Origin of the sequence: Selenomonas sp. oral taxon 126 (genome assembly GCF_001683335.1) — a bacterium.
In the GTDB taxonomy this organism is placed as follows: domain Bacteria; phylum Bacillota; class Negativicutes; order Selenomonadales; family Selenomonadaceae; genus Centipeda.
Window position 1 is genome coordinate 2,119,459 of sequence record NZ_CP016201.1, and the last position, 25,343, is coordinate 2,144,801.

Annotated in this window: 26 protein-coding genes, 1 tRNA gene and 1 pseudogene; 23 read left to right on the forward strand and 5 right to left on the reverse strand. The window is 57.1% G+C overall.

Features of this window, described 5'->3' with window-relative positions; translation table 11 throughout:
• From AXF19_RS15445 to AXF19_RS09640, 7 genes are all read left to right on the forward strand, one after another.
• A partial coding sequence (locus tag AXF19_RS15445; RefSeq protein ID WP_237141744.1) for a UvrB/UvrC motif-containing protein occupies positions 1 to 147 on the forward strand: 147 nt, incomplete at its 5' end.
• Positions 137 to 1,207: an ATP--guanido phosphotransferase gene (locus AXF19_RS09620; protein WP_066848173.1), complete on the forward strand. Its 1,071-nt coding sequence runs from the start codon at positions 137 to 139 to the stop codon at positions 1,205 to 1,207. The genes AXF19_RS15445 and AXF19_RS09620, both read left to right, overlap by 11 nt.
• A 13-nt stretch (positions 1,208 to 1,220) precedes the next feature.
• Positions 1,221 to 3,719: an ATP-dependent Clp protease ATP-binding subunit gene (locus AXF19_RS09625; protein WP_066848175.1), complete on the forward strand. Its 2,499-nt coding sequence runs from the start codon at positions 1,221 to 1,223 to the stop codon at positions 3,717 to 3,719.
• Entirely contained in the window at positions 3,709 to 3,855 is a 147-nt protein-coding gene (locus AXF19_RS14590) for a hypothetical protein (RefSeq protein ID WP_172837376.1), read from the forward strand. The genes AXF19_RS09625 and AXF19_RS14590 overlap by 11 nt, the downstream gene beginning before the upstream one ends.
• Before the next feature lie 37 nt (positions 3,856 to 3,892).
• A complete protein-coding gene (gene radA / locus AXF19_RS09630) occupies positions 3,893 to 5,269 on the forward strand; it encodes a DNA repair protein RadA (protein WP_066848177.1) in 1,377 nt (458 codons plus the stop codon).
• 48 nt (positions 5,270 to 5,317) lie between these two features.
• Positions 5,318 to 7,039: a flagellar hook-length control protein FliK gene (locus AXF19_RS09635; RefSeq protein ID WP_066848180.1), complete on the forward strand. Its 1,722-nt coding sequence runs from the start codon at positions 5,318 to 5,320 to the stop codon at positions 7,037 to 7,039.
• A gap of 20 nt (positions 7,040 to 7,059) precedes the next feature.
• Positions 7,060 to 7,611, forward strand: a complete 552-nt coding sequence (locus AXF19_RS09640) for a flagellar hook assembly protein FlgD (RefSeq protein ID WP_066848183.1) — start codon at positions 7,060 to 7,062, stop codon at positions 7,609 to 7,611.
• A gap of 53 nt (positions 7,612 to 7,664) precedes the next feature.
• Here AXF19_RS09640 and AXF19_RS09645 read toward each other — a convergent pair whose 3' ends face one another.
• On the reverse strand, positions 7,665 to 8,567 hold the full coding sequence (locus tag AXF19_RS09645) for a LysR family transcriptional regulator (protein WP_066848185.1): 903 nt from the start codon (positions 8,565 to 8,567) through the stop codon (positions 7,665 to 7,667).
• Positions 8,568 to 8,934: 367 nt separating this feature from the next.
• Between AXF19_RS09645 and AXF19_RS09650 the strand changes: the two genes are divergently transcribed.
• From AXF19_RS09650 to clpX, 10 genes are all read left to right on the forward strand, one after another.
• Positions 8,935 to 9,381 carry a hypothetical protein gene (locus tag AXF19_RS09650; protein WP_216634934.1) on the forward strand — a complete coding sequence of 149 codons (447 nt, stop codon included), beginning with the start codon at positions 8,935 to 8,937 and terminating at the stop codon, positions 9,379 to 9,381.
• 205 nt (positions 9,382 to 9,586) lie between these two features.
• Positions 9,587 to 9,677 (forward strand) — tRNA-Ser (locus AXF19_RS09655).
• 63 nt (positions 9,678 to 9,740) lie between these two features.
• Positions 9,741 to 11,075 (forward strand): NCS2 family permease, encoded by a 1,335-nt coding sequence (locus tag AXF19_RS09660; RefSeq protein WP_066848189.1) that lies wholly within the window; start codon positions 9,741 to 9,743, stop codon positions 11,073 to 11,075.
• Positions 11,076 to 11,095: 20 nt separating this feature from the next.
• Positions 11,096 to 12,013: a ComEC/Rec2 family competence protein gene (locus tag AXF19_RS09665; protein WP_084784806.1), complete on the forward strand. Its 918-nt coding sequence runs from the start codon at positions 11,096 to 11,098 to the stop codon at positions 12,011 to 12,013.
• Positions 12,010 to 12,210: a DUF3006 domain-containing protein gene (locus tag AXF19_RS09670; RefSeq protein WP_066848192.1), complete on the forward strand. Its 201-nt coding sequence runs from the start codon at positions 12,010 to 12,012 to the stop codon at positions 12,208 to 12,210. The genes AXF19_RS09665 and AXF19_RS09670 overlap by 4 nt, the downstream gene beginning before the upstream one ends.
• A 13-nt stretch (positions 12,211 to 12,223) precedes the next feature.
• Positions 12,224 to 13,312 carry an N-acetylmuramoyl-L-alanine amidase family protein gene (locus AXF19_RS09675; protein WP_066848194.1) on the forward strand — a complete coding sequence of 363 codons (1,089 nt, stop codon included), beginning with the start codon at positions 12,224 to 12,226 and terminating at the stop codon, positions 13,310 to 13,312.
• Positions 13,312 to 13,890 (forward strand): GerMN domain-containing protein, encoded by a 579-nt coding sequence (locus AXF19_RS09680; protein ID WP_066848196.1) that lies wholly within the window; start codon positions 13,312 to 13,314, stop codon positions 13,888 to 13,890. Before AXF19_RS09675 ends, AXF19_RS09680 begins: the two co-directional genes overlap by 1 nt.
• A 139-nt stretch (positions 13,891 to 14,029) precedes the next feature.
• Positions 14,030 to 15,319 carry a trigger factor gene (tig, locus tag AXF19_RS09685; protein WP_066848198.1) on the forward strand — a complete coding sequence of 430 codons (1,290 nt, stop codon included), beginning with the start codon at positions 14,030 to 14,032 and terminating at the stop codon, positions 15,317 to 15,319.
• Between the two features lie 24 nt (positions 15,320 to 15,343).
• Entirely contained in the window at positions 15,344 to 15,955 is a 612-nt protein-coding gene (gene clpP, locus AXF19_RS09690) for an ATP-dependent Clp endopeptidase proteolytic subunit ClpP (protein WP_066848200.1), read from the forward strand.
• Positions 15,956 to 15,969: 14 nt separating this feature from the next.
• Positions 15,970 to 17,235, forward strand: coding sequence for an ATP-dependent Clp protease ATP-binding subunit ClpX (gene clpX, locus AXF19_RS09695; protein ID WP_009657035.1), 1,266 nt, complete (start codon positions 15,970 to 15,972; stop codon positions 17,233 to 17,235).
• Here the strand turns inward: clpX and AXF19_RS16035 are convergent.
• Positions 17,232 to 17,309 (reverse strand): annotated as a pseudogene (locus AXF19_RS16035) (secretion protein HlyD); the annotation flags it as partial. The gene clpX and the pseudogene AXF19_RS16035 overlap by 4 nt on opposite strands.
• A 162-nt stretch (positions 17,310 to 17,471) precedes the next feature.
• On the opposite strand from AXF19_RS16035, the gene lon reads away from it, so the two are divergent.
• The 4 genes from lon to ahbB all read left to right on the forward strand — a co-directional run bounded on the left by lon (position 17,472) and on the right by ahbB (position 21,532).
• Complete coding sequence (lon, locus tag AXF19_RS09700; RefSeq protein ID WP_066848202.1) at positions 17,472 to 19,787, forward strand: endopeptidase La; 2,316 nt, start codon at positions 17,472 to 17,474, stop codon at positions 19,785 to 19,787.
• Between the two features lie 14 nt (positions 19,788 to 19,801).
• On the forward strand, positions 19,802 to 20,425 hold the full coding sequence (gene yihA / locus AXF19_RS09705) for a ribosome biogenesis GTP-binding protein YihA/YsxC (RefSeq protein WP_066848204.1): 624 nt from the start codon (positions 19,802 to 19,804) through the stop codon (positions 20,423 to 20,425).
• A 124-nt stretch (positions 20,426 to 20,549) separates the two neighbouring features.
• A complete protein-coding gene (gene ahbA, locus AXF19_RS09710) occupies positions 20,550 to 21,023 on the forward strand; it encodes a siroheme decarboxylase subunit alpha (protein WP_172837421.1) in 474 nt (157 codons plus the stop codon).
• A 23-nt stretch (positions 21,024 to 21,046) separates the two neighbouring features.
• Positions 21,047 to 21,532: a siroheme decarboxylase subunit beta gene (ahbB, locus tag AXF19_RS09715; RefSeq protein ID WP_066848206.1), complete on the forward strand. Its 486-nt coding sequence runs from the start codon at positions 21,047 to 21,049 to the stop codon at positions 21,530 to 21,532.
• A gap of 140 nt (positions 21,533 to 21,672) precedes the next feature.
• On the opposite strand, the gene AXF19_RS09720 is transcribed toward ahbB, so the two are convergent.
• A complete protein-coding gene (locus AXF19_RS09720; protein WP_335674945.1) occupies positions 21,673 to 22,275 on the reverse strand; it encodes a transposase in 603 nt (200 codons plus the stop codon).
• Positions 22,276 to 22,284: 9 nt separating this feature from the next.
• On the opposite strand from AXF19_RS09720, the gene AXF19_RS14360 reads away from it, so the two are divergent.
• Together AXF19_RS14360 and AXF19_RS09725 are read left to right on the forward strand one after the other, a co-directional pair.
• Positions 22,285 to 22,818, forward strand: coding sequence for a hypothetical protein (locus AXF19_RS14360; protein WP_237141570.1), 534 nt, complete (start codon positions 22,285 to 22,287; stop codon positions 22,816 to 22,818).
• A 50-nt stretch (positions 22,819 to 22,868) separates the two neighbouring features.
• Positions 22,869 to 23,438, forward strand: a complete 570-nt coding sequence (locus AXF19_RS09725) for a hypothetical protein (RefSeq protein ID WP_237141571.1) — start codon at positions 22,869 to 22,871, stop codon at positions 23,436 to 23,438.
• 443 nt (positions 23,439 to 23,881) lie between these two features.
• On the opposite strand, the gene AXF19_RS09730 is transcribed toward AXF19_RS09725, so the two are convergent.
• Both AXF19_RS09730 and AXF19_RS09735 read right to left on the reverse strand, forming a co-directional pair.
• A complete protein-coding gene (locus tag AXF19_RS09730; RefSeq protein ID WP_237141572.1) occupies positions 23,882 to 24,598 on the reverse strand; it encodes an IS3 family transposase in 717 nt (238 codons plus the stop codon).
• The gene (locus tag AXF19_RS09735; RefSeq protein ID WP_066848208.1) at positions 24,595 to 24,933 is read right to left on the reverse strand and encodes a transposase; all 339 of its coding nucleotides are present in this window, start codon (positions 24,931 to 24,933) and stop codon (positions 24,595 to 24,597) included. Before AXF19_RS09735 ends, AXF19_RS09730 begins: the two co-directional genes overlap by 4 nt.
• Positions 24,934 to 25,343: the final 410 nt, after the last annotated feature.

Consider the following 25,343-nt stretch of genomic DNA (forward strand, 5'->3'; position numbering starts at 1 on the left):
TCGATCATGCTCCGTCAGGAGGCGGAGCAGCTGCGTGCACGCCTGAAGGAGGCGGTGGCGCGCGAGGAGTACGAGAAGGCTGCTGAGTACCGCGATCGGATTCGCAGTCTCGAGAGCCGTATGGAGGAGCAGCCCTATGGCAGTTGATGAGCTCCTTCGGAGCAGTCGGCTCTCGTGGTTCGGCACGGAGGGCGCGGACAGCGATGTCGTGATCTCGAGCCGCGTGCGGCTGGCACGCAATCTCGTATCGCTGCCCTTCCCGGGGCGTGCGAACCTCGCGCAGCTGGCTCAGATTCAGGAGACGCTTGACCCTGTCCTTGCGGGACTTGGGGCGGAGCTTGGGCAGCCGTTTGACCGCATCGCACTCGATGAGCTCACTGCCCTGCAGCGTGAGGTGCTGATCGAGAAGCGGCTTGTCAGTGAGAAATTTGCCGAGGTGCAGCCGCATCGGCTCGCATACATCAGCGCCGATACGCGCATCAGTATTCTCGTCAATGAGGATGACCATCTCAGGATTCAGTCGATGACGCCGGGGCTTTCGCTCACGCAGGCATTTGAGACAGCGTCACGCGTGGATGACTATATCGAGGAGCGCCTTGATCTCGCCTTTGATGAGACGATGGGGTACCTGACGGCATATCCGACCAATCTCGGGACGGGGCTGCGCGCCTCGGTCATCCTGCATCTGCCCGGGCTGGTCTACACGCGCAACATCGAGAACATTGTCAATACATCGCCGCAGCTTGGACTTGCTGTGCACCCGCTCGAGGGGATTGGCGAGGGGGCACATTTCTACAAGATTTCCAATCAGCTCACCCTCGGTTACTCAGAGGCGGAGATGATCGAGAATTTGCAGACGGCTGCAGGAGAGATCGCCGCACATGAGCGGCGCGCACGCAAGGCTCTTTCCTACTTCGGGAAGGACGGCATCGAGGATGGCGTATGGCGTGCCTATGGCATCCTGTCCTATGCGCGCTCGCTGACGGAGCAGGAGCTCTTCGCTCTCGTTTCGCGCGTGCGCTACGGCATTGACCGGGGGATCATCAAAGAGGTGACACCGGACTGCTATGCGGAGATCATCGTTGCAGCACGCGACGGTGCGCTCAAGTATACGGCAGAAAACGAAAATCTATCCACGGGGGAAATCAGCGCCATACGTGCTTCGCGTGTGCGCGCGATCTTACAAAAATATCGAACGCAGGGATGAGGAGGGGGACAGCTTGAACTACCGTCAATTTTTTACACAGGCGGCGATTAAAGCCGTAGAGTTTTCACAGTATATTGCGCAGCGGCGTGGCAAGGGGTACATCGGAACAGGCCAGCTTCTGCTGGGGATCATGCACATGCGCGACACGATTGCGGCGGAGGTGCTGGATAAGTTCGGCGCGGATTATGACAGCGCGGAGCAGGTGATTCGCAATTCGGACGGGTTTCAGGATGTCCTGCACCCGGCCGAGGACGTGCCGTACTACACACGCCGCGCCCAGCGCGTCATGCAGGGCGCAATCGACACCGCCCGCGAGGAGCGTTCCTTCGTGACGACGGAGCACATCCTGCTCAGTCTGCTCACAGAGGCGGAGGGCACTGCCGTCCATACGCTCGAGGAGCTGGATGTCGACATCGAGGAGCTGCAGAGCGAGGTGCTCGAGCGCATGAGCGACGCAGAGGAGGAAAAGTCCACGCGTAGAAAGCCGAATAAGGGCGGCGCGAAGGGACTGCCTGCATCACTCAAGAAATTCGGGCGCGATCTGATCGGTGTTGCGCGGACGGGCGGGCTCGATCCCGTCATCGGGCGTGCGGCGGAGATCGACCGCGTGATCCAGATTCTCGCACGGCGTACGAAGAATAACCCCATTCTCCTCGGGGAGGCGGGGGTCGGAAAGACCGCGATTGCAGAGGGGCTTGCCCAGCGCATCGCAGACGGCGAGGTGCCGTTTCTGCTCGAGGACAAGCGTGTCGTCACGCTGTCGATGACGGCGCTCGTAGCGGGGACAAAGTACCGTGGCGAATTCGAGGAGCGGCTCAAGAATGTCGTGGACGATGTCATCAAGGCGAAGAACATCATCCTCTTCATCGACGAGATCCATACGCTCATCCGCGCAGGCGGAGCCGAGGGCTCTCTTGATGCGGCAAATATTCTGAAGCCTGCGCTTGCGCGCGGCGAGATGCAGATCATCGGTGCAACGACGCTCAGCGAGTACAAGAAGCATTTTGCAAAGGACTCCGCACTCGCGCGCCGTTTCCAGACCGTCATGGTCGAGGAGCCGGCCGAGGAGGATGCAGAGCAGATTCTCTTTGGTCTGCGCAGCAAATATGAGGAGTTCCACCGCGCACGTATTGAGGATGATGCCGTGCGTGCGGCAGTGCGCCTCTCGAAGCGCTACATTACAGACCGATACTTGCCGGACAAGGCCATTGACCTCATCGACGAGGCGGCGTCGCGCGTGCGCATGAAGAACACGGGCGGAACGGATCAGCTTGCGGGTCTGCGCGCGGAGATCACGGAGATCGTCCGGCAGAAGGATGCGGCAATCAGCGGGCAGGACTATGAGGCGGCGGCGGAGCTGCGCGATCGTGAACAGGAACTGCGCGCCCAGCTTGAGGCATCGCGGCGCGGCGAGGATCAGCGGACGGAGATCGTGGTGACAGAGGATGATATTGCTGCTGTTGTCGCGCAGTGGACGGGCATTCCCGTCCAACGGATCGCGGCGAAGGAGTCCGATCGTCTCCTCGCACTCGAAAAGCATATCGGGCGTCGCGTCATCGGTCAGGACGAGGCGGTGCGCGCCGTCTCGAAGGCGGTGCGCCGCGCGCGTGCGGGGGTCAAGGATCCGCGCCGCCCCATCGGCTCTTTCCTCTTCCTTGGCTCGACGGGCGTAGGAAAGACGGAGCTTGCGCGGGCACTCGCGGAGTCCGTATTTGGCTCGGAGGAGGCGATTATCCGCTTCGATATGTCCGAGTACATGGAGAAGCATACGACGGCGCGTCTCGTCGGTGCGCCTCCGGGCTACGTCGGCTACGAGGAGGGCGGTCAGCTCACGGATGCCGTGCGCAAGAAGCCGTTTTCCATCATCCTCTTTGACGAGGTGGAGAAGGCACATCCCGATGTCTTTCATATGCTCCTGCAGGTGCTTGAGGACGGACGTCTCACGGATGGGCAGGGCACAGTCACGGATTTCCGCAATACGATCATCATAATGACCTCGAATGCAGGAGCGAACCATCTGCGCTCGACGACGGGCACAATCGGCTTCTCCATCGGCGCGCAGGCGAAGGATACGGATGAGGAGCGTGCAAAGAAGCGCGTCATGGAGGAGGTCAAGAAGATCTTCCGTCCGGAATTCCTCAACCGCATAGACGATATGATTGTCTTCAATGCACTGGGAGAGCCCGAGCTGACGAAGATTGTGGACATCCTCCTGCGCGACGTGAAGGCGCGCCTTGCCGAGCAGGAGATTAACCTCGAGATCAGCCCCTCGGCAAAGCATGTGCTCATCTCGAAGGGGACGGATGTCAAATTCGGGGCGCGTCCCCTGCGTCGTGCAATTCAGAAGAACATTGAGGACGAGCTCGCCGAGCGTATTCTCGCGCGTGACTTTGCGGCGGGGGATGTCATCTCCGTGCGCAAGTCCGGCGACGGGCTTGACTTTGTAAAAAAGGATACAAGCCGCAACAAGCGCGCAAAGAGTGACAAAGAGGCATCCTACCATGAAGTATGAGCGGACTGTCAATGTCTTGGCACCGCCGACACGCGCGGGGAGAGCAGGGGATTTCCTCCTCAATCTGGGCTGGTCGCTGTACTGGCTCGCCCGTGCGGTGCTGCGGGCTCTGATAAGTAAATGGAAGGGACTGTAACGAAACAGTCCCTTTTCTTTGGAAAGAATCGGGTTTTATGGCAAAGAAGAAAAAGACCGCATACGTCTGCCAGAACTGTGGCTATGATACGCTCAAGTGGATGGGGAAATGCCCCGGCTGCGGCGCATGGAACTCCCTCGTGGAGGAGCTTGTCACGCCGCCCGCAGAGGAGCGCAGGGGCGTCGGTACGGGGAATGCGGAGCGTCCGCAGGCAATCGGCGAGATTGCCGTTGAGGATCTGCCGCGCTTCTCGACCGGATCGGGGGAACTTGACCGTGTGCTCGGCGGTGGTGTCATCCCCGGCTCGATGGTGCTCATCGTCGGCGATCCCGGCGTCGGCAAGTCAAGTCTCACGCTGCGCGTTTCGGCGGATATTGCACGCGCAGGACAACGTGTTCTCTATGTGACGGGGGAGGAGAGCGCACGGCAGATCCGCATGCGTGCGGATCGTCTGCAGGCGATTGCAGACGACCTTCTCGTCGTCAGCGAGACGAATCTCGATGCGATCTGCGCCCATGTGGAGCGCGAGCAGCCCGCACTCTTCATCATCGATTCCATCCAGACCATGTACCGCCCAGACATTGAGAGCGCGCCCGGTAGCGTCTCACAGGTGCGCGAGTGCGCGATGGAGCTCATGCGCGTTGCAAAGACGGCGGGCATCGCGGTATTTGTCATCGGTCATGTGACGAAGGAGGGCAGCCTCGCAGGACCGCGCGTCCTCGAGCACATCGTGGACACCGTGCTCTACTTCGAGGGGGAGCGCAACGCCGAGTACCGCGTCCTGCGCGCCGTGAAAAACCGATTCGGCAGCACGAACGAACTTGGTCTGTTCGAGATGCGCGACGTCGGGCTTGTCGATGTGCCGGACGCATCGAAGCTCTTTCTCTCCGAGCGCGCAATGGAGAGCGGATCGATCATCGTGCCGACGGTGGAGGGTACGCGTCCGCTGCTCGTCGAGGTGCAGGCACTCGTTGCGCCGACGCCGTATCAGCCGCCGCGCAGAACGGCGGACTCCGTCGATGTGAAGCGCATCCAGCTGCTCCTTGCCGTGCTCGAAAAGCGTGTTAAGCTGCCCATCGGCGCGGCGGATGTCTACGTCAAGGTCGCGGGCGGCATCCGCCTCGACGAGCCCGCCGCCGATCTCGCGCTCTGCGTTGCAATGGCATCGAGCTTTGCGAACCGTCTGCCGCGTCCGCATATGGTCGTCTGCGGTGAGGTCGGGCTCTCGGGCGAGGTGCGCGCCGTCTCGCAGGCGGAGCTGCGCGTCGCCGAGGCACGGCGGCTCGGCTTTCATGCGGCGCTTCTGCCGATGAAGAACTATCGGCAGCTGCAAGGCAAGTTCGACGATATGCAGCTCTTTGGTGCAGAGAATATTGGCGACGCACTGAAATGTGCGATGCCAAAAAATATTTAAGAGAATATGAATTTCTTCCGATAAAAAAATAGAAGAGGTGATGTGTAGATGAATGCAAGCAATCTCATGGCTGTAACACAGGCTGATGGGATCTCCGCAGGGGCAGGCGCGCCGAAGGGGCGCAGCGGATCGGCGGGGAATCGTGCGCAGGCAACCTCAGGGAAGAATTCGTTCAGCGATACGTTTGGCGCACTGCAAAAGGGAATGGATGCAGAGGCGGCAAAACCGGAGACGCGTGGGACTTCCGCCGATGCAGCACAGACGAAAGTGCCGCAGACGGAGAGCACTGCGCCGTCGCAGGACACACAGGATGTGACGGCAGAGACGCCGAAAATCGTCGGTCAGAAATCGTCTGAACCCGGCACAGAGAAGACAGCGTCCGTAGACGAGTCCACAGCTCCGACTGCCGTCGTAGCGGCACTGGCGGCTCTCGTGAATACGGACACCGCGCTCGTGAACGGCGATGTGAACGAGGGGCTCGATGCCGCACTCACAGAGATCTTGGAGCGCTATGAACTGACGGCGGAGCAGCTCGGCGGTACGAAGCTGCGGACTGCTGTGCAGAGTCTCCTGCAGCAGCTGCCGGAGGATGCGGTGAAGAGTGGCAATCTCCTCCGCGCACTCGAGGGACAGCCGCTCGCACAGGAGACTGAGAATGCACAGCTGCCCGTACAGCAGGAAACCGTGGCACAGGATATCCCTGCGCCGATTATGCGTCTCGCGGCGCTTGATTCCGCGTTGCCCGCGCATCTGCGCGCCGCGCTCAATACAGAGCCGGCACCGACGGTCGAGAATGCACCTGTACTCACGGTGGAGACACTTCCGACGGGCTCGATTCCTGCGGCAGAGATGAACGACTCGCGCAATGCTGCAAATATTGCTCCCATTGTTGAGGAACAGACAGAGAACCTGCAGGCGGCGACAGAGAAAATTGCTACTCCGATCCTCAGAGCTCAGGCAGAGCAGCCTCAGAATGAGGGGCGCGCCGCAGCCGAGCTCGTCGGAGAAAATCTGACGACGGAGGACGGCACGGTCAATCCGCTCACCGTACTCGCACAGCGTACGATGCGTCACGACATGGCGCAGGGTGATGCGGCGGGACAGGGGATGCAGCAGGAACAGACCGCGCAGCAGGGCGAGGCGCAGCAGCCTGCCCGCATGACAGCGGTTCCGTTCGAGATGCCGACGCGTACAACAGAGACTGCACCGCAGCCCACACAGCCCATTGCGGCGCAGACCGGGACAACGCCGGCTCCGGTACAGGAGGCAGCCTCTCCCGCCCCGGCACAGGAGGCACAGCGTCCACAGGCGGACTATGAGATTCCGCGTCAGATCGTAGAGCAGGCACGGCTTCTCCGTACGCTCACAGATACGCAGATGGTCATTCGTCTGCGGCCGGAGCATCTCGGCGAACTGACACTGCGTGTCGCCGTTGGCAGAGACGGTGCTGTGCAGGCATCGTTCCACAGCGACAATGCGCAGGTTCGCAACGTGATCGAGAATTCCCTCGTCCAGCTCCGGCAGGAGCTGAACAATCAGGGGCTGAAGGTTGACCGCGTTGGTGTCTACACAGGTCTCGCGGACGGTCAGATGCCGCAGGGACAGGGGCAGGAAGCGTGGCAGCAGAGTAGCAGCCATCGCGGGGAGACGACGTACTATGGACGCGGGGATGCCGACGACTATCTCGACGAGGTCGAGGGGCTTACTCCCATTACGGCAGAAGAAAATAACGGAAATGCTGCCACGGATGGCGTAGACTATCGCGTATAGCGGATAGAGGAGGAAATATCGTGGCAAGTTCAAATCCACTGAATACAATCAACGTCGGCGGTGTTGTGCAGAAACTGTCCGACTACGAGGCGGCGCAGAATCAGGCGAAAGCGAAGGACAAGAAGAACGACGCTCTTGGAAAGGACGCTTTCCTGAAACTGCTCGTCACGCAGATGCGCTATCAGGATCCACTTGACCCGCAGGACAACAGTGAGTACCTCTCACAGCTCGCGCAGTTCTCGGCGCTCGAGCAGATGACGAATGTCTCCAAGGGGCTTGAGAAGGTGTCGAAGATTGTCGACAACATCAACTCTTCTGTCCTCATTGGGCAGTTGAGCGGCATGATCGGTCAGCCCGTCCAGTGGAACAGCGTGGTTATGGGCGAGGATAAAAAGCCTCTCAAGAACAGCGATGGAACGGTGAAGACGCAGAGCTACGAGGGAAAGATCATCGGTGTCAGCATCACCGACGGTCAGCCAAGCGTTATTGCCGATGTGAATGGTAAGATCCATCAGGTTCAGGTTTCGGAAATCGTGCGTGTTGGTCGCCTCACGCCTGAAAAGAAGCCCTGAGCATATTGTAACAAAACCCCGTGAAGATTTGCGCCTTCACGGGGTTCTTTTTGTCACACTGTCTCCATCTTTTCGTCCGCATTGTCAAAGCGTCGGATCAGGAACTGTTGGAAACAGACGGCTGCAGGTGGAAGCTGGCGCTGCGTATTCCACGCGACACCGACCGCGCGCTTGCAGATCGGGAACGAGACTGGGATGTAGCGCAACTCGGGGTGCTCGACCCCCGCGAGCTTCGGCAGGAGGCTGACGCCGAGACCTGCGGCGACCAGCCCCGAGATCGTCGACACATCGTCACCCTCGAAGGTGATCTCGGGATGAATGCCCGCAAGATCGAAGAACTGATCGACGAGGATACGCAGACTGTAGCTGCTCTTCATCGCAATCAGTGATTCATCTTCGAGCTCATTCAGATTGATGCTCTTGCGTTCTGCAAACGGGTGTCCGAGCGGTACGGTGACAAAGAGCTCCTCAGACCAGAGATAGACCCATGCGCTATACTCTGTCGTAGGTAGGGTAGAGCAGAGGCAGAGATCCGTTTCACCTGCGGCAACCTGTTGTGCGAGCGTTGCGGAGTCCTGTTGATTGAGCTGGATGCGGATGTCCGGATAGTTTGCGCGAAAATCCTGTAGGATATGAGGCAGGGCATAGCTGCCGAGCGAGTGGATAAAGGAGAGTCGAAACTCCCGCGAGACCTCCGCGCCCGCGCTGCTCGCTTCCTCTCGGGCACTGTCCACCTCGCGCAGAATGCGATCCACGCGACGCAGGAGACGTTCTCCCTCCGTCGTCAGTTCGATCTCGCCTTCATTGCGCTTGAAGAGGGGGACATCCAGATCCCTTTCGAGCTTTGCCATCGAGCGGCTGAGTGCAGGCTGGGTCACGTCGAGCATACGCGCCGCACGCGTAAAGTGGCGGATGTTTGCCATGACCTGAAAATATTTTAGCTGTGCAAGTTCCATTCAGTAATTCCTTTCTTGTATATCTATTATATCTGTAGAAAGAGCAATATACAATGAAGAAAGAATAACTTTCTATATAAGTTTTTCATATGTTCTATTACTGATTGGTATACACTGTGCTCGTATTGAGAGGCTCATGCAGAGAGTATTCAGTCTGCTAAAAATTTTTTAAGGTTTTTTTTTGTGAAAAACGATATATTTAATAGAGTGGAACTACAAATTGTTATATAAAAATGAAAGGAAAAAGATCATGAGAATCGAGCAAACGTCAACGGATGTTCTTGGGCGGATGAATCAGACGCAAGGTGCAAAGAAACATAATGCGGGCGACTTTGCGTCGGTGCTTTCATCGGTTCAGTCCGAGCAGATGGAGAAGGCAGCGGAGAAAGAGCCGAAGGTCGGGAATCCTCTCGGGCTTTCCGATGAAGAGTATAAGTGGTGTTTTTTTGGTTGGCGTTTTGATGCCGATCATGTTGTGTATTTTCCGCCGCGGGATGCCCCGTTGGAGGAGCAGCGTGCATGGTATGAAGCGATCAAAGATTTATCTCACTTGGAGCGGCAATTATTTCTCTCCCATCTTGGCTTGGCGCTGCGTGATGAGGACGGAAATGCCAGCTATGAGATGTTTACCGAAAAGGTGAAAAAGCTCGGCTATCGCGGCGTTCTGGAAGAAGGTCAAAAATGGATGAAGGAGGTTGCACATGACAGCGCCGGCGTTGTAGATGAGGAGAGCTTTGCGATCATCAAGCGCCATCTCCGTCTGTATGATGAGCTTCTCGATGCATTTATCAAGGGGAAGAAGGACGACAGGTGAGATCTGTTTCAACAAAATGATTCATGCGGGGAGGTTTCCTTTGCTTCTGCGAAAGAGCGGCAGAGCAGAGGGAACTTTCTCTTTTTCATATATGCGGTCTATGCAGCTCTGTATGCTGCGCGATCGGCTGCATAATTTTATCTTGACAAGTTCTATATGTTCTGTTAATATATCTCATGTCGCAGACAGCGCGAGAAGTGAATATGGAGTGGTACTCAAGAGGCTGAAGAGGACGGTTTGCTAAATCGTTAGAGTGGGTAACCGCTGCGAGAGTTCGAATCTCTCCCACTCCGCCATTTCTATCCTAAGCCTTTATCGGGCTTTTTTTATTTTTATTTCGTTTTCAAGGAGATGTTTACATGGAGATGCAGGGAACGCCGCCATCCTTTATCGAGCGGTATTTCAAAATCCGCGAAAAGGGCTCGACCGTGCGCACGGAGCTGCTTGCGGGCATGACCACCTTTATTGCGATGGCGTACATCCTTTTCGTCAATCCGAACATTCTCGCGGATGCGGGGATTCCGAAGGATGCGGCGATCGCCTCGACGATCTGGATTGCGGCGCTCGCCTCCATGGCGATGGGCGTGTTTGCGAATTATCCCGTTGCGCTCGCTCCGGGCATGGGACTCAACGCGTTCTTTGCCTACTATGTCTGCGGCGTTCTCGGGCTGCATTGGACGGTCGCGCTCGGTGCGGTTTTCTTCTCGGGCGTGCTCTTCCTCATCCTGACGGTCGGCGGCATCCGACAGGCAATCATCAATGCCGTACCGCGTGATCTGAAACTCGCAATCAGCGTGGGCATCGGACTATTTATTGCATTCATCGGTCTCAAAGGGACGGGGCTCATCGTCGAGAACTCGGCGACCTATGTCTCGCTCGGTCATGTGACCGCGCCGACGACTCTGCTCTCCCTCTTCGGGCTGCTCTTTACTGCGGCACTCATGGCGCGTAATGTGCACGGCTCGATCCTGATCGGCATTTTCGTCACCACGATCCTCGCGATGGTGCTTGGCATGACGCCTGCGCCACAGGGGATCGGTGATATCATCAGCACCTCGCTCCCGCACATGGGGGAGACCTTCGGTCAGCTCGATCTCGCGGGCGCGTGGAACTACGGTCTTGTCTCCATTATCTTTACGTTCACGGTCGTCGAGCTCTTCGATAATATGGGCACGCTCATCGGACTCACGACGAAGGCGAAGATGGTCAAGTCCGACGGTCATATCGAGAACATCGACAAGGCGTTGACGACGGATGCGGTCGGTACGATGGTGTCTGCCGTATTCGGTACGTCCACGGTCACATCCTACATCGAGAGTGCGGCGGGCATTGCCGCCGGCGGTCGCACGGGACTCACGGCGCTCGCAGCGGGTGTGCTCTTCCTTGCCGCTCTCCTCTTTACGCCGCTGATCGGACTTGTGCCCGCATTTGCAACAGCGCCCGCACTCATCCTTGTCGGTGCGCTGCTCATGTCCGAGGTCGGCAAGATCGACTTCGGTGACTTTACGAATGCCCTGCCGGCGTTTCTGACGATCATCATGATGCCGCTCACCTCGAGCATTGCAAACGGCTTTGCATTCGGCTTTATCAGTTACACGATCATGAAGCTCTTTGCGGGGCAGTATAAGAAGGTCAGCTGGATCATGTACCTGGTCTCGATTGCCTTCCTCATCAATCTCGCGCTGCGTTCGTAATCTCCGAGGGAGGAGCTGCCATGAACATCAAAAAGTGGGCGACATCCGCCCTCGCTGCGCTCATATTCTTCTGTGCGCCGCTCCTTGGCGGCTGCATGGGGACGACTGCGCCTGCAAACTCTGCCGGGCAAACGGCAGAGGGAACGATTACGGTCAAGGTGCTGAACATCGGGCAGGGGGACTCCATCCTCATTCAGACACCTGAAAAGACCGTACTCGTGGATACGAGCGATGTGGACGAGCGCGACAAGCTGCGCGCCGAGCTGAAGAAGGCGGACGTGAAAAAGATCGACACTGTCATCCTCACTCACCCGCACGCCGACCACATCGGCGGCATGGATGTCCTGCTTGACGAATACACCGTCGGCATGGTCTACGACAACGGCATGCCCTCGACCTCGAAGCTCTTTCTCGGCTATGTGAAAAAACTCAAGGACAAGCATATCGAGCGCAAGGGACTGGTTGCAGGTGACCGCGTCGATCTCGGCGGCGGTGCCGTGTTCGAGGTGCTCGGTCCCTCGGCAGAGCTCGTGAAGGAGGGCAATGTCAAGGGCTACAAGCACGACCCGAACAACGAGTCTGTCGTCGGACGGCTGGTCTACGGCAACTTCTCCATGATGCTGACGGGCGATGCGGAGAAGAAGGAGGAAAAGGAAATCCTTGCGGGCGGAAGCCCCGTGCAGAGCACGATTCTGAAATCGGGGCATCACGGCAGCAAGACCTCCTCCACGGCGGACTTCCTGCGCGCCGTAAGGCCCGAGGCTGCGCTCATCTCCTGCGGCGTGAACAACGACTACGGTCATCCGCACAAGGAGACGATGAAGAAATACCACGCGCTCGACATTCCCGTCTATGTGACGGCGGCGAATGGGACGATCACGGTGACGAGCGACGGGAAGACCTATGATATTTCCGTGGAAAAGGGGGAGAAACAATGATTTCCGCCTATCTTGACCGCTTTGAGGGGAAGTACGCCGTGCTGCTGCTCGGCGATGCGATGGAGAAGGTCAATTTCCCCAAAGCGTTTCTTCCTGCGGATATTTCCGAGGGAGATTATCTGACGATTTCGATGGAACGCGACGTAGCTGCCACGGAGGCAGCTGAGGACGAGGCATTAGAGTTGCTGAAGGGATGAATCGGAGGTGTTATTGGCATTGATACGGTGGAATGTATGTGCAAGGACGCTGCTCACAGTGGCAGCGCTTTTTGTCTGTTTCTGTACTTTTTTGGCAGGGACGGGCGAGGCGAAAGGCAAGACGCACCGCCTCATGAGCATCGAGACGCAGGAGGTGGAGATCGACGGGCGTGCAGCCGTGCGCATTCAGATCGGTGTGAACCGCGCAGATCTCTCCTATGCGCTTGCTCCGCTTGAACACGGTGACAACGAGCTCGTCCTCGCACTCGAGGATGTGAAGCTCGATAAGAAATTTCCGAAGGAATATGCGCCGTTAGGGGCGATTGTCGAGCAGATTACGGTCACGCCGGAGGGCAAGCGCCAGGCTGTCCTGCGCATCAAGGCAGGATCTTCTCTCCTCCATGAGGACGCCTATCGCATCTATACCGTGCCGGGCGACGCGCGCGGAAAGACGAAGGAATATCTCGTCATCGACATCTTTGCCGATGATGGGAGCGTGGGGGAACAAATTGATCTGCACGGGCATACCGTCGTCCTCGACCCGGGACACGGGGGCAGCGACACGGGGGCGATCGGCTACTCGGGTGTGCGCGAAAAGGATGTGGCACTTGCCGTTTCCCTGCGTACGGAGCAGCTCCTGCGCGGCGCAGGTGCAGAGGTCGTCATGACGCGCACGAAGGACGTGGATGTCGGTCCTGCGGGCAGCACCGATGCGGGGGAACTGCAGGCACGTGTGGATGTGAGTCTTGCGCATCCGTCGGCAGAACTATTCCTCTCCGTGCACTGCAACGCGTTTACGAACCCCGAGGCACACGGCATGGAGACCTACTACTACCCGAAGACGGACGCAGACGAGCACTTTGCGACCCTCCTCAATGAGGAGCTTGCCGCTGCGGGCGGACTTTTCAATCGCGGTGTCAAATACGCGAGATTCTATCTCCTGCGGCATACGGAGATCCCCGCCTCCCTCGTGGAACTCGGCTTTCTCTCGAACCCGGACGAGGAAGCACTGCTTGCAGATGCGGATTATCAGGAGCAGATGGCACAGGCACTCTTTCATGCCATTGCACGTTATTTCAATGAGAGAGGAGAAGAAAAGTGATGTTGATGCAACGGAAAACGATTGTCTACACACTCGCTTCGCTTTCCTGTGCAGCACTGATCGCCCTCGGGGCAGGCTGCGCGGATGAGCAGAAGGCGCAAACCGGAGATGCTGCGAAGACAGAGCAGGCAGCGCCCAAAGAGACACCTGCGGCAACAGTGCCGAAGGAGGTCAAGGTGAACGTCTACTATGCGCGCAGTGACGGGACGGGGCTGATCGCCGTCAGCCGCACGGTGAACACGGAGAAGGACGACAAGTACACGGCGGCGCTGAAGTCACTCCTCACGGGCACGAAGGAGAAGGGGCAGACGACCGTCATCCCGAAGAAGGCGAAGCTGCGCAGTGTCACAGTGAAGGACGGCGTTGCAACGGCAGATTTCTCGAAGGAGATGCAGGAGAATTTCAGCGGAGGCTCGACGGGTGAGGAAATGCTCGTCGGTTCAATTGTGAACACGCTCACGGACTTCCCCGAGGTGCAGAAGGTGCAGATCCTCATCGACGGCGCGCCCGTGGAGACGCTCTCGGGGCATATGGATCTCTCAGAGCCGCTCCCGCGCATGACGGAGCTATTGAAATAAGTTATCTTGTCATTTTGGCGTTTTTGTGATACCATACAGATAGAATCGCGGACGTTGCGCTCTTTGCGTGTCCGCACATCGGGAAGCACCGGGAAATGCGGCGTTTCCATAGGAAAATAGCAGGAGGTTGTTTCATACAATGAAGGTTACGGCAGAGCATGGTGAGAACCGCGAGGTCACTCTGACGATTGAAGTTGAGCAGGCAAAGCTGGAGAAGGCGACGGATGGCGCGGCAAAGCGCATCTCGGGGCGCGTCAACATCCCCGGATTCCGCAAGGGCAAGGCACCGCGCAAGATCGTTGAGAATTTTGTCGGCAAGGACGCGATTTTGCAGGAGGCATTCGAGGGCGTTGCACAGCAGGCGTTCGAGGATGCGCTGACGGAGCAGGACATGGAGCCTGTGACACGTCCCGAGATCGACATCGTGACCCTCGAGGAGGGCAAGGATGTCGTCTTTACGGCGAAGTTCACGCAGCGTCCTGAGGTCACGCTCGGCGACTACAAGGGGCTGACGGTGGAGAAGCCGGAAGTCTCCGTATCCGACGAGGATATCGACCGCCAGATCGAGGGCATGCGTCAGCATCAGGGCACACTCGTGGACGCACCGGCAGACGCCGAGGTCAAGAAGGATGACTTTGTGACGCTCGACTTCGAGGGCTTCGTTGACGGCGAGGCGTTTGAGGGCGGCAAGGGCGAGGACTACCCGCTGCAGATCGGCTCGGGCAGCTTCATTCCCGGTTTCGAGGATCAGCTCATCGGCGCGAAGATCGGCGAGGAGCGCGAGGTGAACGTCACATTCCCCGAGGAGTACCACGCAGAGAACCTCAAGGGCAAGCCCGCGATGTTCAAGTGCACAATCCGCAGCATCAAGTCGCGTGAGCTGCCCGAGCTGAACGATGAGTTCGCAAAGAAGGCGAGCAAGTTCGAGACGATGGCAGAGCTGCGCGAGGATATCCGCAAGAACCTTCAGGCGGGCGCGGAGCGTCAGGCGGAGACAGAGCGCCGCACGAAGGCAATTGACATGGCGACGGACAACTGCACGATGGAGATTCCGCCCGTCATGGTCGAGAACCGTATCACGGCGATGATTCAGGAGATGGCGATGCGTCTCGAGCAGCAGGGAATGAGCCTCGAGCAGTATCTCCAGTACGCGGGTCTCGATATGGCGCGCATTCGCGACGAGTACCGTGAGACGGCGGAGAAGAACGTCCGCACGGATCTCATGCTTGAGGAGGTCGCAAAGGCCGAGGGGATCAAGGTCGAGGGAAGGGATCTCGATCAGGAGGTCTATGCGATGGCGCTGTCCTACGGTGCAACGCCCAAGCAGGTTCAGAAGATCATCAAGGAGCAGGGGCGTGTCAGTGACCTCGCCGCGACTGTGCTGCGCAAGAAGACGGCGCAGTTCATCGTGGACAATATCACGGCATAAGGGATCCCCTGTGGGGAGGAACGTATGAGTTATTATGTACCAATGGTGGTGGAGAACTCAAGCCGCGGGGAGCGTGCCTATGACATATACTCCCGGCTGCTCAAGGAACGCATCATCTTTCTGGGTGGACCGATAGACGACAGCGTGGCAAACGTCGTTGTGGCGCAGCTGCTCTTCCTCGAGTCCGAGGATCCGGACAAGGACATCCACCTCTACATCAACAGCCCGGGCGGTGTCGTGACGGCAGGTCTTGCCATCTATGACACGATGCAGTACATCAAACCCGATGTCTCGACGATCTGCATCGGGCAGGCGGCGAGCATGGGCTCCATCCTCTTGACGGCGGGCGCAGCGGGGAAACGCTATGCGCTCCCGCATGCACGCATCATGATCCATCAGCCGCTCGGCGGCGCACAGGGACAGTCGACCGATATCCAGATCCAGGCGAAGGAGATCCTGCGCCTGCGTGAGGTCGGCAACAATATTCTCGCGCACCATACGGGGCAGGATCCCGAGAAGATCAACGTCGATACGGAGCGAGACAACTTTATGTCGGCAGAGGAAGCCAAGGCATATGGGCTGATCGACGAGGTTGTTACCCGTCCCAAGGCTGCCTCCACAGAGAAGAATGCCTGAGGGGGGGTGACGCGATGAAATTTGGAGAGGAAGACAAGGGGCAGCTCAAGTGCTCGTTCTGCGGCAAGACGCAGGAGCAGGTGCGCAAGCTCGTAGCAGGTCCCGGTGTCTATATCTGCGATGAATGTATCGAGCTCTGCAATGAGATCATTGCAGAGGAGTTCAGCGAAGACGCTGAGGTCGGACTCAAGGATGTTCCGAAACCGAAGGAAATCCGCCACATTCTCGATCAGTACGTCATCGGTCAGGACGAGGCGAAGAAGTCCCTGTCCGTCGCGGTCTACAACCACTACAAGCGCATCAATGTCGGGCAGGGGAAGAACGAGGATGTCGAACTGCGCAAGTCCAACATCCTCATGCTCGGTCCCACGGGCAGCGGCAAGACACTGCTCGCCCAGACCCTCGCGCGCATCCTGAACGTCCCGTTCGCCATCGCCGACGCGACCTCCCTCACGGAGGCGGGGTATGTCGGTGAGGATGTCGAGAACATCCTGCTGAAGCTGATTCAGGCGGCGGACTACGATATCGAAAAGGCGCAGCGCGGTATCATCTACATCGACGAGATCGACAAGATTGCACGCAAGTCGGAGAATCCCTCCATCACGCGCGATGTGTCGGGCGAGGGCGTCCAGCAGGCGCTCCTCAAGATTCTCGAGGGCACGACGGCATCCGTGCCGCCGCAGGGCGGCCGCAAGCATCCGCAGCAGGAATTGCTGCAGATCGATACGACGAACATCCTCTTCATCTGCGGCGGCGCATTCGACGGGATCGAGGAGATCATCGAGTCGCGTCTCGGCAAGAAGCAGATGGGCTTTGGCGCAGAGGTGCGCTCGAAAAAACGCGTCTCCGTCGGCGAATCCCTCAGCAAGGTCATTCCCGAGGATCTGATGAAGAATGGTCTGATCCCCGAGTTCATCGGGCGTCTGCCCGTTGTCGTGACGCTGAACTCGCTCGACGAGGCAGCGCTCGTACGTATCCTGACCGAGCCGAAGAATGCGCTCGTAAAGCAGTTCCAGAAGCTCTTGGAGCTCGACGGCGTGCGGCTCACGTTCGAGGACGAGGCGCTTCACCTCATCGCAAAGGAAGCACTCACGCACAAGACGGGCGCGCGCGGACTGCGCTCCATCATCGAGGGCATCATGCGGAACGTCATGTACGAAGTGCCGTCGATCCAAGGCGTGACGGCGTGTCAGGTCACGAAGGAGGTCATTGCAAACCACAGTGACCCCATCCTGACGATTGACGGAGCCGGCACGGCGAAGATGGCAGCCGCAAACTAAGGAATCACTGATAAATTCAGCACCGCCATCTTAGCGCATCTTTTTTGCCCGCACTTCGTCGGCAAATCCTCCACAGAGCACCACTCTGCGTCCGGTTTGCCTCCTAGTTCGGACGAAAAAATCTACGCCAATCTGACGGACTTCATTTTATCAGTGATTCCCTAAAATGGTCTTACACGAAAGGAGCTCTGCACTGCGGCGCTCCTTTTTTCATTATATACATGGAAGGAAATACGATGTCCGAGAAAGAAACACTTCCGCTGCTCCCGCTACGCGGTCTTGTCCTCTATCCGCATATGATGGTCAACCTCGACGTCGGGCGCGATCGCTCGGTCGCCGCGATTGAGAGCGCGATTGCAGGCGACAGCCGCATCCTCGTCGTCTCGCAGCGCGATCCGGAGTGCGATGATCCGACGGCGGCAGATCTCTACGAGGTTGGCGCCGTTGCCGAGATTCGACAGTTCCTGCGCATGCCCGAGGGCGTCCTGCGCATCCTTGTCGATGGGCAGAAGCGCGCCGAGATCCTTTCCATCCGCGAGGGAGAGAAGTATGCCGAGGCGGATGTGCGCGTGATCGACGAGCCGGAGGATGGGGTGCAGACGAAGGATATGGAGGCGCTCGTCCACGGTGTCACGAGCAAGTTCGAGGAGTGGGTGAAGCTCTCACACAAGATTCCACCCGAGGCGCTTGTCTCGATCTCCATCATGGAGGATATGGGGCGGCTGGCGGACATCATTGCGAGTCATCTGAGCCTGAAGCATGATGTGCGGCAGGAAATCCTTGCCGCGATTAACGTGCGCGCACGCCTTGAACGTCTCTACCAGGCACTCATGCACGAGCTTGACATCATGGGCATCGAGAGCGAGATCAACCGCCGCGTGCGCAAGCAGATGGACAAGGTGCAGCGCGACTTCTACCTGCGCGAGCAGATCAAGGCGATCCGCAAGGAGCTCGGCGATGATGAGGACAAGGCAGCTGAGGTCGATCGCTATCGCGAGGCACTTGCGTCGAAGGAGTTTCCCGATGCCGTGCGTGAGGCAATCGAGCGCGAGATTCACCGTCTGGACATGAGCCCGTCGATGAGCGCCGAGGTGGGCGTTATCCGCAACTACCTCGACGTGCTTATCGAACTGCCGTGGTCGGAGATGACGGAGGAGCACGTCGACATGACGGAGGCTGCGGAGGTCTTGGAGCACGACCACTACGGACTCGAAAAGATCAAGGAGCGCATCCTCGACTACCTCGCCGTTCGGCGGCTTGCACCCGAGCAGAATGCGCCGATCCTCTGCCTCGTCGGTGCGCCCGGCGTCGGCAAGACCTCGCTTGGTGCGTCGATTGCGGGTGCGATGGGGCGCAAATTCATCCGCATTTCGCTCGGCGGCATCCGTGACGAGGCGGAGATTCGCGGACACAGGCGCACCTACGTCGGTGCAATGCCGGGGCGCATTCTCGAGGGCATCCGCCGCGCGGGCACACGCAATCCCGTCTTTTTGCTGGATGAGGTTGACAAGATTGCGATGGACTTCCACGGTGACCCCTCTGCAGCGCTCCTCGAGGTGCTGGATCCTGCACAAAACTGTACGTTCAGCGACCACTTCGTCGAGCTGCCCTTTGATCTCTCGCGCGTCTTCTGGATTGTGACGGCGAACAATCCCTCCAAGATTCCGGCGCCGCTGCGCGACCGCATGGAGATTCTGAACCTCTCGAGCTATACCGAACTGGAAAAGATCGAGATTGCGCGCCGTCATCTCTTGCCGCGTCAGCGCACGCAGAACGGGCTCAAGGCGAAGGATATCCGCATTAGCGCGGGCGTCTGGGCGGAGATCATCCGCTCCTATACACGCGAGGCGGGTGTACGTGAGCTCGAGCGCGTCATCGGGCAGATCTGCCGCAAGGCGGCGCGCAGGATTGTCGCCGATGAGAAGCCGCCGATCGCCGTGACGAAGGCGAATCTCACGGACTTCCTCGAGCGTCCGAAGTACCATGCCGCAAAGCAGGAGAAGAAGCCGCTGGTCGGCGTTGTGACGGGACTTGCATGGACGGAGGTCGGCGGCGATGTCCTGCGCACGGAGGTCAACATCCTGCGCGGCAAGGGCAAGCTCATCCTCACGGGACAGCTCGGCGATGTCATGCAGGAGTCCGCGCAGGCAGCGCTCTCCTATGTGCGCAGCCGTGCGGATGCGCTCCATCTCGCCGAGGACTTCTATGAGAAGGACGACATCCACATCCACCTGCCCGAGGGCGCGATCCCGAAGGACGGTCCGTCCGCCGGCATCACGATGGCGACGGCGATGATTTCCGCGCTCACGGGGCGCAAGGTGCGCTCCGATGTCGCCATGACGGGGGAGATCACACTGCGCGGGAACGTCCTGCCCATCGGCGGACTGAAGGAAAAGACCCTCGCCGCCTATCGCGAGGGGGTCAAGACCATCGTCCTGCCGCAGGAGAACGAGCGCGACATCGAGGACATCCCCGACGCCGTACGCTCCTCCCTCGAGTTCGTGCCCGTGGCGCATATGGACGAGGTGCTGCGGGTCGCCCTCTATAATTAACGTGGAGGTGTGTTTTGACCGAACATGTTGTGATTACGAAGGCGACCTATCTCGCCTCCGCCGTGCGGCGCGATCAGTACCCCGAGGAACGCCGCCCCGCCGTCGCCTTCATCGGACGCTCCAACGTCGGGAAATCCTCCCTCATCAACTCGCTGACGCGCATTCGTCAGCTTGCGCGCGTCTCCTCGAAGCCGGGCAAGACGCAGACCATCAATTTCTATGAGCTGCTCCTGCGGATCGATGGGGGAGAGGAGCGGCATCCCGTTCACCTCGTCGATCTGCCGGGCTACGGCTATGCAAAGGTAGGGCGCGAGAGCCGCAAGACGTGGGCGAAGTTTATCGAGGAGTATTTCCTCCATGCCGAGGAGCTGCGCTTCGTCTGCCTCCTGCTCGACATCCGTCACATACCGATGGAGTCCGACTGCCGTATGTTCTCGTGGCTCGTGGAGCATGACATCCCCGTGCTCGTCATCGCCACGAAGGCGGATAAAATCGGCAAGAACGCACGCAATGCACAGATTGCGGCGATTCAAAAAAAGCTCGGCGTGCCCGAGCTGACCATCCTGCCCTATGCCTCTCCAAAAAATGAAGGGCGTTCAGATTTACTTGACGTGATGGCAGAATATCTGGTAGAATAGGCACAGAAAGAAATGAATTCGGTTCATCTTTTGTGCCCCAAGCGCGGATGCATATGCTGTGTGCGCGCCAAGCCCCTGAGCAAGGCGGAATCTGTGGGTGCAGAGGAGAGCCGTGCTGTGTATGATGGGGGAGTTTCAGATGACCGCACTGACAGATTTTGACAAACGGCTGCTGAACCTCGTGCAGGGAAACCTGCCCGTGTGTTCGCGGCCGTTTGCGCGTTTGGGAGAGATGCTCGAGACAACGGAGGAGCATGTACTGAGTCGCTTGGAGGAGCTAAAACGGGAGGGGTATCTGCGCCGCATCGGCACCTTCTTCAACTCTGAACAGCTCGGCTATCGCGGTACATTGATCGCCCTGCGCGTTGCAGAAGGACATATTCCGAATGTAGCGCAGGTCATCAATCGCTATGCGGGCGCGACGCACAACTACGAGCGCGAGGGGCGGTACAACCTCTGGTTCACGCTCCTGAGTCCGTCGCGCAGCGCAGAGGAGAAGATTCTCGCCGATGTCGCGGCGCTGCCGGGCGTCGAGCAGCTGATGAGCCTGCGTGCGAACAAGCGCTATAAGATCAACGTCCAGTTCAAACTCGCATAGCCGTGGGAAGGTACAGAAATACGATGACAGAAGAAATCGAGATCGAGGAGATCGACAAGAAGATCGTGCGCCTGCTGCAGGGGGAATTCCCACTCGTTGCAGAGCCGTACAAGGAACTCGCGGCGGAGATCGGCATCACGGAGGAGGAGCTGCTCGCGCGCATTTCTGCCATGCGTGAGGACAAGAAGATCCGCAAGATGGGCGCCGTCCTGCGCCATCGCGAGGTGGGCTTTACGGCGAACTCACTCTGCGTCTGGAACGTGCCCGATGCGCGCGTTGACGAGGTGGCAAAGCGCATGGCGGAGCACCCGCGTGTCTCGCACTGCTATGACCGCAACCGCGAAGCAGACTGGCAGTATAACCTCTATACGATGATCCACGGCTACAGCCGCGCCGAGTGCGAGGACATCGCAGAGGAGCTCGCAGCCGCCACGGGCATCGACGACCGTCGTATGCTCTACACCAAGCGGGAGTGGAAGAAAACCTCGATGAAGTACTTTATAGAATAATTCATAAATGCAAAAAACCTTGAAGCCTTTACATTTCTAAGGATGTAGAGCGTTTCAAGGTCTTTTACTCAAACTTCGCATATCAAAAACACATGTCAAGCATTGAAAACCATAGGTTTGTGACTGAAAAAACACATCCGTCATGCACATTCTCGCAGCTTTTGTGACAGCAGCGACGGCAGCTCGGACAGGAAAACTTCCAGCAGCTCCTGTATCTCCGCCTCATCACACATCGAATGTTCTTGTAGACGCTTGGCAAAGAGAGACACCAGAAGCCGTAGAGCCTGTGCAATACAGACATCAGGAAGCTCATCCACAGACAGGTAGAACAGCTCCCCTATGCTTCGGTCATCCTTGGACTCGCGTTGCTCCACCGCCAGAAACATGTACCGCACGAACACAACGGATACATGCGCCGTCATGGCATCGTACGAGAGTGCGCGGCAGTCCTTCTCCAAGCGCAGATAGCTCTTGCATGCTTTGAAGAACACCTCGATCCCCCAGCGCTTCCCATAAATACGGATCACTTCCTCCTCCGTAAGGCTCAGATCCGTTGTCACAAGTACAAGCCAGTCCTTCCGGTTGTTGCGGTTGCGGACGAAGACGAGACGTACGGGAAGATATTCGTCCCCCTTGCACACAGCTGCTTCTACCGACAGCAGATACTTCGAGCGTCCGCGCCGTTTCCTGTGCCTCCTGTAGATTGCTTTCGGCGAAATACCGTGTTGCTTTCGGACGTACAGGTAAAAGACTTGCCGGCAGCGGTGCTAAAAGAGCAGGATGTCCTTTGTGTCTATCGCACGGATTCTGAGGAAAACTTTATCGCTCGTGCAGAGCGCTTGATCGCGCTGCAGGAGAATGCCGGCGACCGATGCGCCATGCCTGCCGTCCTTTGTTTCACGGATGCCGATTCTGCGAAGGCTTATATTTGTGGGTCAGGCTTATGGGCACCGCGTCAATCTCAGGTGGTTGGTGCGACATGGGACGATGTTTTACCGCTTCTTGCATCGACAAAAGGGAATCTGCGGTGGATCTCGGGAGAATTTCTCCCGTTAGAGGAGCTGCCGGATCGGCATGGAGCAGCACAGGGGGTACAGCTGATTTTCAGAGGCTCAAGAGAACTTTCCATGTTCGATGTGATGGAAAATCGGAAGCCATCGCCGGTTGTTTTGCAGATGGGGTCAATGTTCTATGGCAGATTGAGGTGTGTGATGAGAACGAAATACTTGTTTTTATCGTACAGCCCATGTCCTAAAAATTATAGTGCCCAAAGGACAGTGCATTGAGTCGGCTCTATTTGTATGCAGGAAATCAACTTGGTGAGGAGAGAGCGAACATGCGAGTCTACGAGAGTGCGCGCGAGCTTAGAATTGCGTGCAAGCATGATGATTTACTGTCGTCATTGAGCGAATACACTCCTCATCAGGAGACCCGTGAGATCGAATGCGGTATTCCTGTCAAGTTTTTTTGTCGAGGGACAGAAAAATACGAAGAGGGGGATTTTTCGGCTCATAGCGAAGATGGTATTTGGGTTTGGCGAATCTTCTTGACGGCAGATGTATCCGTGGCAGAGATTCCTGCTGAAATGCTCAAAAAGCAGGATATGGTGCTTGTTTATCGGACAAACAGCGAGGAACAACTGGCCGAATGCGTGCGACCGCTCTTTTCTCTGCAGAAGAGGGAGCCGGGTGAGGTCGTATGTCATCCTGCAGTCTTTTGTTTTGCCAATGTGGATGCCGCAAAAGAGTTTATTCGCGTCATTGGATGGCAGATGCTCACGGATTCTCAAATTATTGACATTGACTGCGATGATGTTATCAAGGTATTTGCATCGCAGCAGAGCAATATTCTCTGCATATCGAAAAAAATCTGTTTCCGCAGGAAGAATTATCCGCAAAAGATGTAGAAGTACAGGGCGTTTTGTTGATCTTTCGAGGGGATGAGTAGCTTTCACTGTACGAAGTATGTGGACAAGCGGAGAAACTCGGTCGTTCTTTTCACGAAAGCACAAATATTATATGGATGATCGAAATGTGTCCAGAGCGGAGTGTGACCGCACTTCTTGCTAAGAGACTGATCGATTAAGGTTTTTGCTCGTGCAATGGATTATGATATTGTCAAGAACAGTTGACAAATTTCTCACAAGGGAACGAACGTTTAAGTGGTTGCGGCAATGGAGTCATAGAACTGTCGACGTTTCACCATCGGAGGAAGTCCGCCGTTTGCGGAACAGATCCGGCGGTTGTTCCAATAGCTCATGAAATATCGCCAAACCAGAACCTTCAACTCTTGTGTTGTCATTTTCTTTGTGTCATAGCGTCCATAGAGAAGCTCCGACTTCATGCGTGCTCACATACTCTCACAACGCGCGTTATCATGACAGCGGCCACCGGCACTGTTCATGCTTTGACGAATCCCATAGTTTTTGATTGCCTCCCGATACAGCTGACTCGTGTACTGGCTGCCACGATCCGAGTGCAGGATTGCTCCCCTGAGCATCGGGTAGGAAATCATGGCGTTATCCAGCATCCGCACACACAGAGAAGCCCTCATATGCGTATCCATAGAAAGTCCGAGCACACCGGCGTCATAGCAGTCAAAGAGTGCTGAAATATAGAGTTTTCCATCACACGCCGGAATCTCTGTCATGTCAGTGACACACTTGGCAAGCGGTGTGTCGGCATGAAAATCACAGTGCAGGAGATCCTCCGACATCTGTTCCTGCCGATCTGCTTTTGTGATACCGTTCGGCTTATGATTGGGACGATGACTTAAGCCGATCTCTTCCATGATGCGGTAAACGGTGCGTTCACTCGGAATACGGATGCCCTCCGGCTGCTTGCTCTTGAGTGCCTGATACATGCGGATTCTTCCGTAGGTATCGTTGCATTCATCCTCTGCATGGATCTGCATCATGGCATCGGCAAGCTCCTGATATTTCCATGGGCGGTCTTTGCTTACCGGATACTGATAAAATCCCTGTCTTGTGACATGGAGCAGTCTGCAATAAAAACTGATATTTCCTTTGTGGGCGCCGTCTGCTGTCTTGAACGCAATCAACTTCATACGTTCGTTTTTGTTGACTTCAGACGGCTCGCGGCGAAAAAAGCGCTTGCTTCTTCCAGAAAGTCATTCTCTTTCTTCAAACGTCGAATTTCCTTATCCTGTGCCTTGAGCCGGGCGCGCAGCTGTACGAGTTCCTCATGCAAGCTCAGGGCACTCTGCGGTGTTTGCGTGCCGCACCAAAGATTCAAATATCCAAGACGTTGTGCGCGTGTCCATGTATACATCGTGTTCTTGGAAATTCCTAGCTCTTTGGCGGCTTTCGCTTGACCGATTTCCTGCGCCAGTTTGATTGCCTGCACCTTAAATTCGTGATCGTATTGCCTGTTTGCTGCCATTTTGACCTCTCCTTCTCCTCTTTTACTTTATCTAAAATCCTTGCGAAGAAGTTGTCAACTTTATTTATACAACATCATAATATAAACAACTTTATTACTTGTTCGATAGTTGATAACTCATTATATATATTATGATAGGATAAAACGGGGCTGTTGCACGAAACGCTCGTGCAGCAGCCTCAATTTTGTTGCAAAAAAACAGTTCCCGGTGTTTTCAAACACCGAGAACTGGCGTAAAATAAGGGTATGAACAACCAAATTTTACACAAGGATTATACATCCTTCGGAGGCTCATTTCAAGTCAGCCTCCCCCTCAATTTTGAATTTCAAATCGAACGGGACGATCCCGTCCGTCTCCTGCGCCACTGCATCCACCAGATGGATCTTACGGCGCTCTTTTTGAGCTTCCA

Coding starts and splice junctions, on each gene's coding strand:
- AXF19_RS14590 (WP_172837376.1), top strand. CDS start 3,709: ATGAAGTATGAGCGGACTGTCAATGTCTTGGCACCGCCGACACGCGCG.
- AXF19_RS09730 (WP_237141572.1), bottom strand. CDS start 24,598: ATGAAGTTGATTGCGTTCAAGACAGCAGACGGCGCCCACAAAGGAAAT.
- AXF19_RS09680 (WP_066848196.1), top strand. CDS start 13,312: ATGTTGATGCAACGGAAAACGATTGTCTACACACTCGCTTCGCTTTCC.
- AXF19_RS09735 (WP_066848208.1), bottom strand. CDS start 24,933: ATGGCAGCAAACAGGCAATACGATCACGAATTTAAGGTGCAGGCAATC.
- AXF19_RS09645 (WP_066848185.1), bottom strand. CDS start 8,567: ATGGAACTTGCACAGCTAAAATATTTTCAGGTCATGGCAAACATCCGC.
- lon (WP_066848202.1), top strand. CDS start 17,472: ATGTCCGAGAAAGAAACACTTCCGCTGCTCCCGCTACGCGGTCTTGTC.
- AXF19_RS09620 (WP_066848173.1), top strand. CDS start 137: ATGGCAGTTGATGAGCTCCTTCGGAGCAGTCGGCTCTCGTGGTTCGGC.
- ahbA (WP_172837421.1), top strand. CDS start 20,550: ATGGGGGAGTTTCAGATGACCGCACTGACAGATTTTGACAAACGGCTG.
- clpX (WP_009657035.1), top strand. CDS start 15,970: ATGAAATTTGGAGAGGAAGACAAGGGGCAGCTCAAGTGCTCGTTCTGC.
- AXF19_RS09670 (WP_066848192.1), top strand. CDS start 12,010: ATGATTTCCGCCTATCTTGACCGCTTTGAGGGGAAGTACGCCGTGCTG.
- AXF19_RS09660 (WP_066848189.1), top strand. CDS start 9,741: ATGGAGATGCAGGGAACGCCGCCATCCTTTATCGAGCGGTATTTCAAA.
- AXF19_RS09665 (WP_084784806.1), top strand. CDS start 11,096: ATGAACATCAAAAAGTGGGCGACATCCGCCCTCGCTGCGCTCATATTC.
- ahbB (WP_066848206.1), top strand. CDS start 21,047: ATGACAGAAGAAATCGAGATCGAGGAGATCGACAAGAAGATCGTGCGC.
- AXF19_RS09650 (WP_216634934.1), top strand. CDS start 8,935: ATGGAGAAGGCAGCGGAGAAAGAGCCGAAGGTCGGGAATCCTCTCGGG.
- AXF19_RS09725 (WP_237141571.1), top strand. CDS start 22,869: ATGCGAGTCTACGAGAGTGCGCGCGAGCTTAGAATTGCGTGCAAGCAT.
- radA (WP_066848177.1), top strand. CDS start 3,893: ATGGCAAAGAAGAAAAAGACCGCATACGTCTGCCAGAACTGTGGCTAT.
- clpP (WP_066848200.1), top strand. CDS start 15,344: ATGAGTTATTATGTACCAATGGTGGTGGAGAACTCAAGCCGCGGGGAG.
- tig (WP_066848198.1), top strand. CDS start 14,030: ATGAAGGTTACGGCAGAGCATGGTGAGAACCGCGAGGTCACTCTGACG.
- AXF19_RS09635 (WP_066848180.1), top strand. CDS start 5,318: ATGAATGCAAGCAATCTCATGGCTGTAACACAGGCTGATGGGATCTCC.